The 15,885-nt window shown below is 34.8% G+C and carries 10 protein-coding genes and 1 pseudogene; 2 read left to right on the top strand and 9 right to left on the bottom strand.

Translation table 11 applies throughout. From position 1 onward, the window contains the following. Positions 1–607, bottom strand: a 607-nt coding sequence (locus SCSH_RS09805) for a KxYKxGKxW signal peptide domain-containing protein (protein WP_193743702.1), incomplete at its 3' end; no start/stop codon positions are given. 128 nt (positions 608–735) lie between these two features. On the opposite strand from SCSH_RS09805, the pseudogene SCSH_RS11425 reads away from it, so the two are divergent. Further along, a pseudogene (locus SCSH_RS11425) lies at positions 736–943 on the top strand (IS110 family RNA-guided transposase); the annotation flags it as partial. 177 nt (positions 944–1,120) lie between these two features. Here the strand turns inward: SCSH_RS11425 and SCSH_RS09800 are convergent. The 8 genes from SCSH_RS09800 to SCSH_RS09765 form a co-directional block, all read right to left on the bottom strand. Then, entirely contained in the window at positions 1,121–2,476 is a 1,356-nt protein-coding gene (locus SCSH_RS09800; protein ID WP_057491724.1) for an FtsX-like permease family protein, read from the bottom strand. Between the two features lie 15 nt (positions 2,477–2,491). Continuing rightward, positions 2,492–3,220, bottom strand: a complete 729-nt coding sequence (locus SCSH_RS09795; protein WP_057491723.1) for an ABC transporter ATP-binding protein — start codon at positions 3,218–3,220, stop codon at positions 2,492–2,494. Positions 3,221–3,223: 3 nt separating this feature from the next. Next, positions 3,224–4,834: an ATP-binding cassette domain-containing protein gene (locus tag SCSH_RS09790; RefSeq protein ID WP_057491722.1), complete on the bottom strand. Its 1,611-nt coding sequence runs from the start codon at positions 4,832–4,834 to the stop codon at positions 3,224–3,226. Then, positions 4,818–6,779, bottom strand: coding sequence for a prolyl oligopeptidase family serine peptidase (locus tag SCSH_RS11165; RefSeq protein ID WP_057491721.1), 1,962 nt, complete (start codon positions 6,777–6,779; stop codon positions 4,818–4,820). Before SCSH_RS11165 ends, SCSH_RS09790 begins: the two co-directional genes overlap by 17 nt. Positions 6,780–6,793: 14 nt before the next feature. Continuing rightward, positions 6,794–9,415, bottom strand: coding sequence for a class III lanthionine synthetase LanKC (gene lanKC / locus SCSH_RS09780; RefSeq protein WP_057491720.1), 2,622 nt, complete (start codon positions 9,413–9,415; stop codon positions 6,794–6,796). 751 nt (positions 9,416–10,166) lie between these two features. Further along, positions 10,167–11,030 (bottom strand): XRE/MutR family transcriptional regulator, encoded by an 864-nt coding sequence (locus SCSH_RS09775; RefSeq protein WP_057491719.1) that lies wholly within the window; start codon positions 11,028–11,030, stop codon positions 10,167–10,169. A 478-nt stretch (positions 11,031–11,508) separates the two neighbouring features. Beyond that, on the bottom strand, positions 11,509–12,435 hold the full coding sequence (locus tag SCSH_RS09770; RefSeq protein ID WP_193743701.1) for a sensor histidine kinase: 927 nt from the start codon (positions 12,433–12,435) through the stop codon (positions 11,509–11,511). A 440-nt stretch (positions 12,436–12,875) separates the two neighbouring features. Beyond that, positions 12,876–13,622, bottom strand: coding sequence for a response regulator transcription factor (locus SCSH_RS09765; RefSeq protein ID WP_082581979.1), 747 nt, complete (start codon positions 13,620–13,622; stop codon positions 12,876–12,878). Positions 13,623–14,272: 650 nt separating this feature from the next. Between SCSH_RS09765 and SCSH_RS09760 the strand changes: the two genes are divergently transcribed. Then, a complete protein-coding gene (locus SCSH_RS09760) occupies positions 14,273–15,826 on the top strand; it encodes an alkaline phosphatase (RefSeq protein WP_238581389.1) in 1,554 nt (517 codons plus the stop codon). Positions 15,827–15,885 lie beyond the last annotated feature (59 nt).

The raw sequence follows: 15,885 nt of genomic DNA, 5'->3' as shown, positions 1-15,885 counted from the left end.
GGGCTGCAGCATCTAAAGTGGAAATCCCAGATGAGTGATCGTCCAAAATTTTATTGATCTCTGCACGCTGAGCATCTGAGGCGGTAACTCGATTCTCCACAGGAACTGGCTCTGAGATCTGTTTTTCTGTGATACCTTTAGTTGTAGTCGTTAATTGTTCCGATTGACTAACAAGCTGAGGACTTTGGGCATAGACTACACCACCATCAGAGGCAGGGGTGACCGAGTCACCCTCAACTCTTGAATTGACTGGATCAGCAGTAGTTGGATTAAGCTCAGGTGAATCCTGATGATCATCTTGAGTAGCGATAGAACCTGCTTGGGGCTGGTTAGCTTTAGTCACTTCCTCTGCAGAAGCAGACTGGCTATTAGTTGTACTTTCTTCTGCTTGAATAGGTTGCTCAGAACTACTAACCTGAGCCTCATCACCAACGACTGATTGATCGTTCTGAGTTACTTGAACCGCTTGGGAATCTTGAGGCTGACTATCGGCACTAACAGATGATGTAGTCCCAACCGTCATCAAAGACAGACCAGCCATAGTTGTCACAGCAATTGCCACCCATTGTTTCTTAACTTTGTGAAGTTTATAGTGTGTAGTTTTCATTAACTATTTCCTCCTTAATTAATCATATAAATTGTTTTCTATCACCTATATTTATATCATTGAGGGTACGGCCGTGCATTACTTCAAAATCTAATTTAGAGAGCACTTTCTTATTCTCATAAATAACCGTGGTCAAATCAGAGAAATATCTTGAGTTTAGAAGCAAATATCTAAAGCCCAAGGAAACAACATGGGCATCGAAAAGCTATCATCGTTATCTGTCGCAGATTACTTGTGGCTATCTACCATATCTTCTTAAAACAAAAAGACTACAATCCTGTTTTATAAGGTCTTATCGAACTTAGAAACCCTGATAAACCAATGTTTGTCGAATAAGCTGTATGCTTTGCACAGCAACATGAATTCAACGTTATCTAATTAAAAAAATCAGGTGTCAAGACCTCTTTTTAGTGTGCTCAAAATTAGACTAAACAATAAATCAATTAACTTTTATTTTTCAAACTTAGTTTTCCTAAGAACACTAAAATACAATCTGGTATTTCTATATGCTTGTTATCTCTTACATAGGGAAGCTCTTTTAATGGAAATACTATTGAAAAACTTTGTCGTTACAATCAGCACAAACATCATAGCAGCTATTATCAAGGCGGGTATAAAAATCCACAAATGATTTAGCTGTAATATATGAAATGATCTTGAAGCGTGGTAAAATACTGCTGCAACTATTAAATTACAAATAAGCGAAAGCAACAAAATCACTGTTGAGTAGATGATGCCTTCAAAAAGTTGGATAAGAACAATATTTTTTCTAGAGACGCCCAAGGTTTGCCACTGTTGGAGTGTTCTTTGCTCTTGCCTAGAAGTCAAAATTGTAATTGAGACAATATTAGCTAAACTAACAAGCACTGGAGCTGCTAGATAAAATAAGAATGATACTATCGTCTCACGATTGCCCGCATTTGCCATCGTCGCATCTTTGATTACTGGCAGCGATAAACCAGAAGTCAGAGTAATCGTTGAGACAATGGAAATCGTTATAGATTTCAAATAAAATGGGGTCCCAAGAATATGCCATTTTGCCATTATGACACTATAATGATTACTCCATTTATAGAGAGCCTTTATTAGCTTTTCTTCGATCCAAGGTGACAAGAGCTGAAGAAGGATAATATGAACAATAAGCAAATAAAATCCCATATTGATGATTACTCCTATGGCATACATATCTGAACCTGGCAGATCCATTAATGGAATAGCTACTGCACTGACTATAATTGTCAACCAAGATACAACTGGGAAGCTCAGGGATAAAATCTTTTTCCTAGTACCAATCCCTTTAGCATTAGCCATATTATTATCTCCTAAAATCCCTTTTTTTAGTAGTTTTAACGTATATCTAAACCCACTAAAAAAGGCTAGGACTGAGATCAATACAATAGAAATAATCAATGATGCAAAACTAAACGTGATAGGAATAGAAGGCAGCATACTTTTGCCCACCATACCTTGAATAAAATAATAGTAGTTGTGGGTTATGACAGGCGTTACCAGAGAGCCAATAATACTAGATAGAAACGCAGCAACAGAAAGCTGTCCTCCCACTAAAAGAGCCAATTGTAACTGGCTGGCTCCAAGTACACTCCACAGCTGATAATCCTTTTTCATAGAATCCAGTAACAGCTGAATCAAACTAGAAGTCAATAGCACTAATGTTAAACCACCAAAAATGATAGGACCAATAAATAGAGGGCCTGGAACTCCATGCTTGTAAATTTCAGCATGCGCTTCCACAGAGAAATAAGTTGTCGTACATATTCCTACAAGAATATTAGCTATCAGAAAAACAGGCACTACCCCTAACCACTGCCTCTTGGTATAGCTGAATTGGTAAAACATGAGTTGTAACATCAAGCCACCTCCTTATTAACGTTTATCAGTTCTAAGTGCTGCATATAAATCTGAGGCATTGGGATGATGCAATTCCATGAAAATCTGCCCGTCTTTTAAAATAAGTGAACGATCGGTTTCGGAAGCTAATTCTATATCATGCGTCACCATAACAACACACTTGCCCTGACGTGATAACTGTTTAAGTAAATCAAAAATCACTTGACGCGAGGCACTATCTAAAGCCCCTGTAGGCTCATCCGCAAAAATAAGCTGACTCCCCGCTAAAATAGTTCTAGCAATGGCAACTTTTTGCTGCTCTCCTCCGGACAAGGTATGAACGAAGGCGTTGATATCTGCTTCAAAATACATTTTCCTCAGTAAATTCGTCACTTCTTCCTTACTAACTTTTTTATGAGCTAAACGTAAGGGTAAAATAATGTTTTCAAATACTGGAAGCTCTGGCACCAGATTATAGGACTGGAAAATCATAGAAATATTCTGGCGCCTAAACTTAGCTAATTGGCTATCCTTAAGAGCGTAGGGATCTAATCCGTTTACCGAAACCGTGCCGTTATCTGGAACCATCAAACTAGATAAACATTTCAATAATGTAGATTTCCCCGATCCACTAACTCCTAAAATTGAAACGAATTCACCATAATCAGCTGTTACAGATATTCCGTTTAATACTGTTACAGTCTCATGGTTAGAAAGTTGAAATTTTTTTACTATGTTATTCGCACTTATTGCTTGGCTCAATATGCTCTACTCCCTTAATTTTTCTATTCTGCCTTCGTCAGTCATCTTATAAACAGCGGTGTACCTTACATCATTTAAGTCATAATGATGTGAAACTTCAATGAAAGAATCATCCAGTTCAAACAATAAATCATGGATTATTTTTGAATTCTTTTCATCTAGATTAGCAGATATCTCATCTAATAAGTATATTACTTTATTCCTAATCAACAATCTTGCCAATGCTAACTTTTGTTTTTGACCTCCAGATAAATAACCTCCCTGTTCTCCGCATTGATAATCAAGACCTCCATCATACACGAGTTCGTCATATAGCTTTACTTTTTTTAGAACCTCAATTATCTCATCTTCAGAGAACAGATAGTTTTGAAATAAAGTTATATTCTCACGTATACTTGTGTCAAAAATATATGGATTTTGGCTAACTGTTGGTATTTTCAAATTAACTATCTCTCTACCATTTACTCTCATTTGGCCTTTCTGGGGACTGAGAGTTCCATTTAATAGATTAAGAAATGTTGTTTTTCCACTACCTGATTCACCAGTTAATAAAACTCTAAACGGCTTTTTTAATTGCAAGTCTAAATTTAGTGTTTTTCCGTTATTTAAATTATATCTTAAGCTATCTAGCTCTATACATTTTATATCTGTATTGTCCATCCCAACCTTGCTGTCCTTCGCAGAAAGATTACCATTTGATCTTTGCAAATACTTAAAATATTTTTTTCGAAGTTCCTTGGTTGTCTTCATTGTGCTCAAAGATCCTACTATCGACTGAATAGGCCCCACTACTTTATCATTTGCCAAAAAAATACCAATCAGTATACTAAACGATAATGTCCCTTTAAATATAATTAAATATGATCCTATGACAAATGGGATAATGAAACTAAAACCAGATATTATTGAAGAAAGTAATTTAGCCAACCATTCTGATTTTTTTAGTTCAAAAACTGATTGCTCCATTTTTACTAGCCTTTTAGTTGAATATTCTAATATCCCTTTTTCTGCAGAAAATATTGACACAGTCTGATAACCATTAAATGCTTCTTTCAGTATTTTAGAATAAGCTGCACTAGATTCTGAGAAGTCATTAGCAGATTTTACAAGCCTCTTTCCCATTATGCTAGGCACAATAACAGGTAAGAGTGAAAATACAATAAACACTAGTGATACAACTAAATTTAAATAAAGCATATAACTTAAAGAAAAAATGAATAGTAATATATTTGAAAAAGTCGAAAAAATTTGTTCAAGATAATTCGTTTCTATCAATTTTAAGTCATTCATAACTGCAGATATTATTTGTGATGCGTCTTTAGAAACTTTATTATTTAAAAACTCCGATTCAAAATAACTTTGCTTAATTCTTAAATTAATATCTTTAATGATAGATGCCTGAGTCACACCAGCAAAATATGTTGCAGAATAAACTATAACCCATATACCTAAACTTTTTCCACCAAATTTTAGGATATCATAGATATTCATCTGATTGTTTAATTTACCAGCACTGATAACGATATTGGAAATCATAACCCCATTGAGAGAAGAAAAAGCTGTCCAAAATATAACTAGTATTAATTTATGCTTTTTTATATTAAATAATGCTTTCACTATTATCCCTTTCCACTTGCTCTAAAAAATAATTCAGAGTATTCTCTAGCAATTCTTCATTATTACTTGCAAGCCCACCATGTCCTGCATCATTATCTAAATGTACTATACTTTGATAACCATACTCATTTAGTTTTTGTGACCAACATAAAACATCTTGGTTATTTATATAGGGATCATTTTCCCCCAATAAAGTAATTATTTTAACATTAGAATTTTTTGCATATTCAATGTTTTGCATAGGAGAATAAGAAAGAATGTAGTCACTAATCTTTTTATTCTGAATATCCCCCCATTCCTCAATCTCCGTAATTGAAAGTGGGTTATCTTTTTTATGTAAAGAATCATAAGGATTTATAAAAGGAGAGAATAACAACATAGATTTAAATAAAGTTTTTTCCTTATTCAAGGTTGCACCTGCTATAATCCCCCCTGCACTTGAGGTAACTAACCCAATACTATTACGATCAATAATACCTTCACTTACTAGATATTTAACACCATTGATTAAATCATTGATAGAATTCCACTTATTTAACTTTTTTCCAGCTCGGTACCATTTACCTCCTAAGTATCCCCCTCCTCGAACATGTACAATTGCATATAAAAATCCCGAATTAATTATTGAGTACATCGCAGGCTCTAGTTCCATATTTTCTTTTTTGCCGTAAGCACCGTAAGCATATACGATACACTTCTTCTTTAGAGGTATTTCACTGGAATTTCCCTTCCAAAATATGGAGATTGGAATTTTAACATCACCGCTAATTTTCTTTGTCCAAATAGTTTTCATATGGTATTGAGAAATGTATTGTGACGATAAAATAGGAACTTTTATATTATTAATAATTTTCCCTTCTAGGTAGTCATAAATTATATGTTTAGTAAAGTATGTATTTTGTTCTTTAAAAATGATATTCTGATCAGCAAATGAGCTGCTATCCATTGTTGTTAATCTATCAAAAATTATGCTCCTTCTTTTAATATTTAAACTCCCTTTTGGTTCTTGACTAATCGTCAAGATATAATACTTAGAATGAAAATCATCAGAAACATTAAGGACAATAATATTTTCATAGGCTAAAATTTCTTTCACAGTTTTACCTAAATTAATATTTGCTTTTAGAACTAATTTCTCATCAATTGACTTTAAAATTAACTCCCTACCCTTTTTATCTACTTCTACAAAGTAGAAAATTTCTCCCAGTTTTAAACAAGAAAATCTTTTATGGATAATGGAAGAAATTGGGAAGATTTGACTCTTTGTTAGTTTCTGATTTTTAAACAAAAATAGGAATAATCTCCATTCTTTAAAATTAGATGACTGAATAAAGCATGTATCTCCATTGCCATTATTTATTATTTTTAAGCGATAAGCTTTATTTTTTTCTTCCAGTACTAACGTTTCTTTTTTTGTGGTAAAATTCAGGTAAAAAATTTTATCAGGCCTAGACCTATTATCTGTTCTTCCAAAGATTATCCCCTTGTTGCAAATATAAAAGCCACTTTCTAAAGATATATTTTCTACTCTAAAAATTATTGAAGTTGTATATTTTTTAATAACTAGTATGTCATATTGTTTACCATTTTTAACAACTAACACTAGGTATTGATCTACTAAAGAGAAATCTACATGTTGAACTTGGTAATTTGGATATATTTCGTACCACTGTTCAACATTAAAAACAACCCGTGATGGTATACTGTCCATTTTTTCTGAGAAAAGAATTTTGTATCCACCGTTATCTTTATCTATTATATCCCACTCTTTTATCTTACCTGACTCAGGTAAATTCCAATTTTTATACTGATACCAGTAATTGTTCTTTTTAAAGATGGGGGAAGGTATACAAATCAACTCTTGCATAGATTGTTTGATTACTAAATTATATTTATTTGTACTTTGCTTCTCTATCGTATCTATAAAGTGTTGATTATATTCCATATACTTGCCTTCTTTTACCGTTTTTCTATACAAGGTATAAAATCAAATTTATTATTCATTATAGAAGAGAGTGCTAATGCGATACCCGCAGAACCAGAAGCCACATCTGTTGTGATTCTCATTCCAGCATCACCTGCTAACACTACCCCATTCTCCAATCCTATCAAATATTTAGAAAGTCCTTCAAGCAATTCTTTTGCACCATAGATATCCTGTGCACCATACCGATTAATATTCTTAGCAATTTGCAGACCGCTAAAACCATTAAATAAACCAGGAAAAAGACAAAAGTTAGGATCTATAGCTTTTTCTAAAGAGTCAGTTATTTTTATTATATCAGCATTTAGAACAGCTTGATTCCTCTTTATTAAGATTATTAAACCCGCACTACCCGTAGATAGGTAGGGTAACATTCTTTCTCCTTGTGCATATTGCAATGACCCTAGTTTATCCACAGAGTATCCCTTAAGCTCAGATTCAATTGCCACCTGTAAACATTCTTTATATATATCTACTCCAGTAAATCTATAAGCTTCACCAAATAGCCATCCTATCCCAGCATGTCCATATAGCAATCCTCCATTAATTTGGTAGGGGTCGTTACTCTGTGATTCATCTGGACCTATTTTACATATAGCTTCTGGATTAGATTTATAATCCTCTGCAAAATTATTCAGTTTATCAAACAATAATTCTTTGATTTCTTTATTCTGTAAACCGTTATTAAGCATATATAAGCCAACTAGAAGTATTCCTGTCAAACCATTATACAAATTTTTATTTGTGCAGCTTATTAGTTTATCAAAATGTGTGCAAAATAATTCCCTTGCAAGCTCTTCTTTACCAAATTCGTTAATCAGCCAAATTGTTCCTGCTATACCATCAAATAAGCCTAAAAAATGTTTTTCGTCATTCATATTCAGAACCGCTTGATTTGTTACCATTTCTCTTAATTTTTTATAGCTATCATCCAACTCTTTTTTGTGAGACAATTCCCATAATTTATAATATCCCCTTAAAATCCCTATGTCTGAGTATGCTATACCTTGATTGATATCTAATCCATAATAATGAACTGGAAACATTCTATCTGAGTTCTTTTTGTCCCATATATCTATAATATTGGAAAATCCCAGTAACAATTGATCTATATACTGATCTATATCATCAATACTTTCAATAATAACTTGATCAATTTTCGGCTTTAATATCTTTCTTTCTGATAAATCTTCTGTTACTCCTACTTTATGTTGTAAGTTCCTAAGAATTAGTTTAAAATTCTCAATGTCTATTGAGTCATACCCTAGTTTATTAAATAATTTTTCTCCTGCAATTTCTGTTTGGTAGGCATAATCTTTTACTAGATCTGATTGGATAATGATTGGTAAAAAAAGGTGATGTGCAATTTGACAAACTCCATACCAATCTATTTCACTCGGTTTATTTCTCCCCCATGCTCTAAATTCTGGAGCTGCTATTTGGTGCTCTACTACGTTATCATTTGAAAAAACTGCTTGCTCCCAGTCAATTAATGATACAGTATCATTTTCATCAACAATCACATTTCCTAAATGCATGTCTCGATGAAAAATTTCCTTATGATGAACATTCTCTATTAAATCTACTAACTGTTGTAAAATGTGCAGAGCACGTTTTAAATAATCCTTTTTATCATCAGGAATATTATATAGTGGATAATTCTTTGTTACCCACCTATTAAGAGGTATCCCTTCCATACGTTCAATTCCTAAGAATGTATGCTCCCACAGTTTTTCTTCCCAATAAACCTCGGGAACCTCATTTATATCTGTTAGTATTTTTAAAGCTTTTGCCTCAGATTCTAAACGATTAGAAGAATAAGTTCCTTCAAAATCCAACCCTGTAAATGGACGAGCTTCTTTTAGTACCATTTCTTTTTTATTATCTTTGAGACGAGCATTATAAATTCCACCACTATTTGAGAATCTAATGACACTTAAAATTTCAAATGGCAATTCTTTTTCCGAATTATTTTCATCATGAAGCCAAGATTTTAAAAACTTTGGAATTTCTACTCCCTCGGGAATTACAAATTGAGGTAATCTTTCATCCTTTATCTTTTTCCCATCCACAATTAATTCATCTATCTTTACATCTTCCTCTTCACCAACAATACTAGGTCTGAATACTCCATATCGGATGTAAATTGGTCCTTCTTTCCATCTTTTATCACTCAATATATATGGACCTTTAGCATATTTTAAAGCTTCCTCTAAAGAGTTTAAAAATTCTTGTAGCTTACTTTTGTTAGGATAACAGGTTATAAATTTACCGGAGTAGCCTCTGTCAACCTGTTTCCCATTTCTCATGATAAATACATTCTCTGACACCAAATATTTAAATGGAACATCCATCTTGTGACAAATTTCAGATACTTGTTTTAAGGTATCATATGCTTGTTCCAAACTTGCACTCACATGTACCTTCCATCCTTGCCTTTCCATAAACTGTCCAATCGGATATTGATAACTCCATTCTGAATCCGTAGCTTTTTCATACCATCCAGGCAGTGCAACAGAAAATTTATTCGATATATCAGCATTATACCTATCCTTAGAATAAAATAAGAAATCGTTCATACTAAATCCATAGTCCATTTTTTATCCTCCATGTATATTATTCCCAATAATACTAAATATAGATTTATTAACCAAGTAAAGAGTAAATTATCACTTTCTATACCCACTATTTTTAGGAATTTTTAGAAAAGCCCCACGATACCTTCTCTTTTGTTAAGATATCAATGAGGCTAAAAACTCTATAATAGTCCATTAAAAATTGGTTAATTAGCAACCAAACGAACTAATAACACTCCAATTTTTACACCAACCAAGACTTGCAGAACTGAAGCGCATACCGTCTACTTCGTCCACTTCGTCTTCTTGAACTGGCATAACTTGTAATTTCAAAATTTCTTCTGACCTATGTTTTCCCTTCTTTCTATAAAATTATCACTGTAGTATGTAGTATCGACTTTTAGCTAGCATAAATCAATCGCTACAGCAGATAAGATAGTGGTGTAAGATATTTAGTTTAGATATCTTACACCACTATCTTATCATCCTATTTTACGATTACTCGAAATTCGCAAATCTGATATTTTTTTCTTAAAAAATTTCATATTTGCGAATATGTCGCTTTACAAAAATTTCTTAGTAGAATAAGTATGAAGGAGGTTGAGATTCCCTATGTTAAAAAGAATTATTTATCTCGCCATTTGCTTGCCACTTTTGTTTTTGCCATTGTTGTAATTAGCTATATGGTAAAGTACTTTGCTTTCTTATTTTAAATTCTCCCAAAAGAAAGGCATCGACTATCAGTAGTTCGGTGCCTTTTGTTATCTTTAGGTTAACTTTTCATCATAATCTGTTCCAAATTAGTTCTTAAAAACATGGCCAGCGTAGGATTATCAAGCTGCTCAACTAGCCTAATATAATCTTCAATATCCGACAAACCAATATCTTTGTCATCCAGGTAAGCCATCACCTTTTTTAAAAAGTTTAAGAGAATCCTTGCGAACATATCCTGATAAGTAAGCATATTTTCAAGCTTTTCAATAAAATATTGGGCATGGTAAAAACTATGGTGCTCAACTAAAATTAAAGTAAGATTTATTAAAACCAGCTCAGCCCGTTTTTTATGCTCTGGAAGCTCCCTGTATAACTTATCTCTCTCCACAAAAGCCTTCCCTAGAAAAACTAAATCGTTATCAGATAAAATAAATAGAGTATTACCAAAAAGATATAATTCATACTCCGTCCATTCCTCAATAGCATAGAGATAAGAAGTTAGAAACTCCTTTTCTTCTTCCGTAATTTCAAAGTTAGAATCTAGGCTATGAACTGCCGCCTTAATAACAAGTCTGTTAAGGCGGTTATAAACATCGTAAGACTCTGTATCTTGGTAGTCTTCAAATATTTTCTTTAATCCTTCAACATCCCTTTTAGTTTGAAACTCCACCAGTTTTTTTCCAGTTTTAAATAAGTCAGATTCTTGATATTGAGTGAGGGCATAACTGAATTCTGAAAAAGTCATGTGGATACCTTGAATAGCCACAATAAGTTTATCAGCCGCTAACATTGTCTGACCATTTTCAAACTTGGATAACTGAGAAACCGATAGATTATCACGAGCAACATCTTTCAGCTTCAGTCCTCTGGCCATTCTCAGTTCTTTATATAGTTCGCCAAGTGTGAGCGATTTACCTAACATTTAAACTCTCCTTAAATAAAATCCCATTATCATAGAAGCTACCATACTTATATTCTTCATTTCAACGGTATATGACCATTTTTATTATACCATACCTATTTTTTCATCTTATGTTTATTTATATCATAAATGGATCATTTTTTAACCCTGCCTCTCAAAACTAAGAAACAGAAGTTAGTATTTTATAGATTTGAATCTACATAAAGTGTGCGGTGTCCGATTTGCAAAATTCTAGCTCTATAATTTCCGTAGTGGGTAGAATTCCCACCAGAAGTTATAGGGCAGTTTTTCTCGACAACACCCATCTTAGAAACGACCACTCTCTTGCAGACTTTGCACTGAAAGCGTCGCTTCTTGAGCTACGTATTTTTCTTATCTTGAGAATCAATCAGGTTCTCTCCAGAACTTAGCTTTTCGTCACCCACTACAGTTGACAATGAGCCTATTATCCCCTAGCAGTCACACCTTTTGTTATAAGTTATAAACTTACCCCATCTCTAAAATTTTGCTGAAAGCGACCCGGTCTGGTACTTGTCTTGAGATTGGTATGAGGATAGCTACTCAGTATTTCTCTGACGTTAGCCAGTCCCCACCCTCTGTCAAGTCCTTTAGAGGAATTGCCGCGCTCGTAAAGGCCAGCCAGATTAATATCTTGATGAGACATGCTGTTTGCAATGATGAGAACAGTCTGTCTCTGATGTTTAAAGTAGGATACCTGTAACTCTCTATCGTTAGATTCGACAGCTCCTTCTATGGCATTGTCCAATAAAATAGAAAGCAGCCGGATAAAATCAAGGAGTGCTAGATTAGGACTGCCAATCTCCTCAGGGATCTCTACTTTTACCTGAATTCCATATTCGGCAGCCTGAGATAGTTTAGCTGCGAAAATGCTCTTAATCGTATCATCTCTAATAAGCGAAAGGTTGCCGATTTCAAAGTGGTCTGACTGCAAGAATCTAACAGACCCTGCTGTCACTTCTTCAAAGATTTGACGGACGCTGGCCATATCATTGTGCTCAATACCATAGCGAAGACTGGCTAAAACATTAGCATAATCATGACGAAAAGAGCGGATATCTCTGTACAGGTGCTCTATCTCATGACTGTAGTTTGTTAGGTATCTTAATTCTTTTTCTTTCTGCTTTAACAGAACCAGCTCAAGGTGACTGGTCATTTTTTGATTTAAAGAAGCTATAAAGACAGGCACCGAAATCATAAAGACTAAACTCAGATACTTTCGAATATCCATAGCTGATTCTTCTGAAATTAGACCAAGGTAGCTGAGATTGTAGGACAGCCACTGAATTAAAGAATATAAGCTCAGTGTCATAATCGTTGGCTTGATAATGGAAATAGTAACTGATTGGTCTGTAATCTTAAAAAGACTCTTAAAATCTACCTTCATCACACGTATAATCACTTCATTAATAAAAATAGCTCCCAGACATTGTAAACACGTTATTAAATTTATTGCCAATCCGCTATTACTACTTGCTATATCAGGATAAAAGATATTAAAAATGTTAAAAACCAAAAAACGTGTGAGAATGTCAAATATAACCTTAGGATATAGAGCACAGAACCATCTTAACCAAGCTCCTTTAGAAAGGTTTCCAAATTTGACTGCCAAAAAATAAAGCAGGCTAATATCCATCAGATAATCTGAGTAAAGTAACATTCTTGCAGGAAAGTAACCAACAACCCCTATAGATAAAACACCAAATCTATATTTAGCAGGTGTTTTGATATGAGTTATTCTTTCAAATATTATTAGGATAGTCATTAAAATAGCCGCGCGAGAAATACTGTAACTTAAAACAATAGGCAACATATTGTCAGGCACTATTACTCTCCTCCATGCAAAGCTTCCATTGCTTTGATTAATTCTTTTATTTTTGATCTGGCAACGATGCAAGTCTCACCATTTGGAAAATAGGCTAAACGCTGGCTATAATCTAATTTTGTAACATTAGCCGGATTAGCAACATAGGAACGATGAACCCTCAAGAAATGTGGATCGCCTTCAATTTCAGTCAGAGTTCCATAAAACTCCATATAATCATACTGACCGTGAAGAATCAGTTTGTGAGGGGTAGCTGACACTTCAATATAATAAATTTCTTTATAAGGCATCTGAATGCGAGAATAGTCATTTTCAAGAAGAAAAGTCTTGTCGGCAGCAGGTTGCTCCAAATGACTGACCACATAATCCAAGGCCGCCTTTATCCGCTCAGCAAATTTTTCAACAGAAAAATTTTTATCAATAAAATCAAAAGCAGACACTTGATACTGAAAAGTCAGAGGCATTAGTTCAGAGTGCGTTATCACAAAAACAATAACCGCCTGATTGTCTTTTTCGCGGATGCGGCGCGCTATTTCCAATCCCTTCTTTTCCTCATTTTTAATTTCAATATCTAAGAAAAAGATTTGATGATTGCCTTTTTCTTTAACCTCAGCTAATAGCTGATCAGGTTTCCCATGAAGTGAAATTCTGCTCCCTAAGATATGCTGTTCGTGTAGATAATGAGTAATGATGTTTTCTATACGCGACTGCTGCTTGAAATCATCTTCTAAAACATAAACCTGTATCACTAATTTACTCCTGTCCTTTGAATTGAATTTCTATCAGAGAGTTAGCACTGATAAAAATTCAGCACTCATTCAAAGATAGACTCTCCTGCAGATTTCCAAGCTATGAATCACTAGAAACTTTTTCTCCAGCTCTTGCCAATTTAAAATTGACTGTTTTATTTCACTGCTGTTGCGATAATATAATTTTCATTTTATCAAAAACGTGTTACAGCTTTATTAAAAGGCGCTTGGATGCAGCGCCAGCTGCTAAAAACCAAAAAACTCTCATCCAAGTGTTTCACAAAGACTATTCGTAATTTATCATAGACGTCTTTTCGCAATGACTTTATACAAAATAGCAAAAGAATATGACTAAATGTTTTTCTGACATCAAATAACTAATCATAGCTTCTCTGTTCACTATTTACATAAAATTGACAATATCAAGATAAAAATCATACAAAGTTTAGCTATAATCAAAGTGAACTTAATATAATGTTGGGGGAATTTATGAAGTCAAACTCTAAACCAGTGAAACGTTTTGGAATTGCTCTGGCAGCTTCGGCTATTTTGTTTGGTGCCTGCGCCCAGTCAGCTTCGATCAAGCTGAATACTGATGCAGTCAACAGTTCAGCTGCAGCTAAAAAACCGCAAATGGTAAAGATGTTGCCATGTATGACACCAAGCGGCCCAAGACAGAAGATTATTCCAAAGTTAATGAAAATCAGGCCAAATATGTCTTTCTTTTCATTGGAGATGGTATGGGGGTTACTCCTGTCACAGCTGCTGAAAATTACTTGGGCATCACCAAAACAAGCAAGGGTGAGGTCTATCCTGATCGTATGAACTTTACTGATATGCCGGTTATTGGTCTAAAGACCCAGTATGACTGTCACTCCTTTATCCCGGATTCGGCTTCAACAGCAACAGCTTTTGGTACAGGAATTAAAACACAGACAGACACATTGGGACTTTCAGGAGATTTTTCAAAGTCTGCTGATTCGATTGCTGAAAAGGCTAAACGTGCTGGCAAATCAGTTGGAATCCTGTCCTCTGTAACGCTCAACCATGCGACACCGGCTGCTTTTTATGCCAACGAAGAGTCTAGGGATTCTTATTATGACATTGGGCTGCAGATGGCTAAAACGAATTTTGATTATTTTGCAGGAGGGTCTTTAAAAGACCGAACGGGAGAAAATGGGGAGCAAAAGGATCTCTACAAGGTCTTAAAGGAAAATGGCTATACAATAGCAGACACCAAGGAAAAGGCTAAAAAGATTGATGCAGATTCTAAAAAAGTGTACTTAGTTGCCGAAGACCTGCAGGATGATGGTGCCATGACCTATAAAATTGACCAGAAAAAAGGTGATCAAGACTTAAATGATATGGTCAAAAAAGGTATTGAAGTCATGGAAGACGATCCGGAAGGATTTTTCATGATGGCTGAATCCGGAAAAATTGACTGGGCTGAGCACGCTAACGATGCTGCGACCACTCTCAATGAAGTCATCGGTTTTCAGGATTCCATTCAGACTGCTATTCGCTTTTACAAAGAACACCCTGATGATACTTTGATTGTTGTGACAGCTGACCATGCGACAGGAGGCTTTACCATCGGCAATGAATCCACTGGCTATGAAACTTATCTGGAGCAGCTGACCCATCAAAAAGGATCGCAGGTTGAATTTGATAAGATTGTAACAGCAGCTCTTGAGAAAAATCCTAACTTAACCTTCGAAGAGTTTGCTCCGAAAATCCAAGACTTTTTCGGCTTAAAATTGAAAGTTGACGCTCCTTCCGAAACAATCACCAATGCTCAGGAAGAAGATTATCTGAAACAGCAAGCCAAAGACCGGCTGCTTTGCTCGAAAGAAGAATACGACAGCTTAAAAAAGGCCTTTGAGGACTCCAAAAAAGAATCCGATCAGCAGGATACCAACTACGGCGGCTATGTTCCAATTTCGATTACAGCCACAAGAATCTTAAACAAAAAATCAGGCCTAGCTTGGACTACTACAGACCATTCCGGTGACAAGGTGCCTGTTTATGCCATGGGATCCGGGGCTTACATGTTTGATGGTGAATTTGATGATACAGATGTAGCCGTTCGTATCGGCGAAGCAATGGGCTTCAACGGCAAGCCTGCTGGCCCTAAAGATGAGATGGAAAAGAAATCGAAAAAACCTACAGGCGTAGGACAAAAAACGCCTAAGGCAAAAGAATAACGATCTCTCTAATTATTTATAAAAAGAAAGGGGTAATCGTACATTGCCTCTTCTTTCAT

This window comes from Streptococcus orisasini (assembly GCF_001431045.1).
GTDB classification, from domain to species: domain Bacteria; phylum Bacillota; class Bacilli; order Lactobacillales; family Streptococcaceae; genus Streptococcus; species Streptococcus orisasini.
The sequence above is the reverse complement of the archived record's forward strand: the minus strand, read 5'-3'. Positions and strand labels throughout refer to the sequence as shown.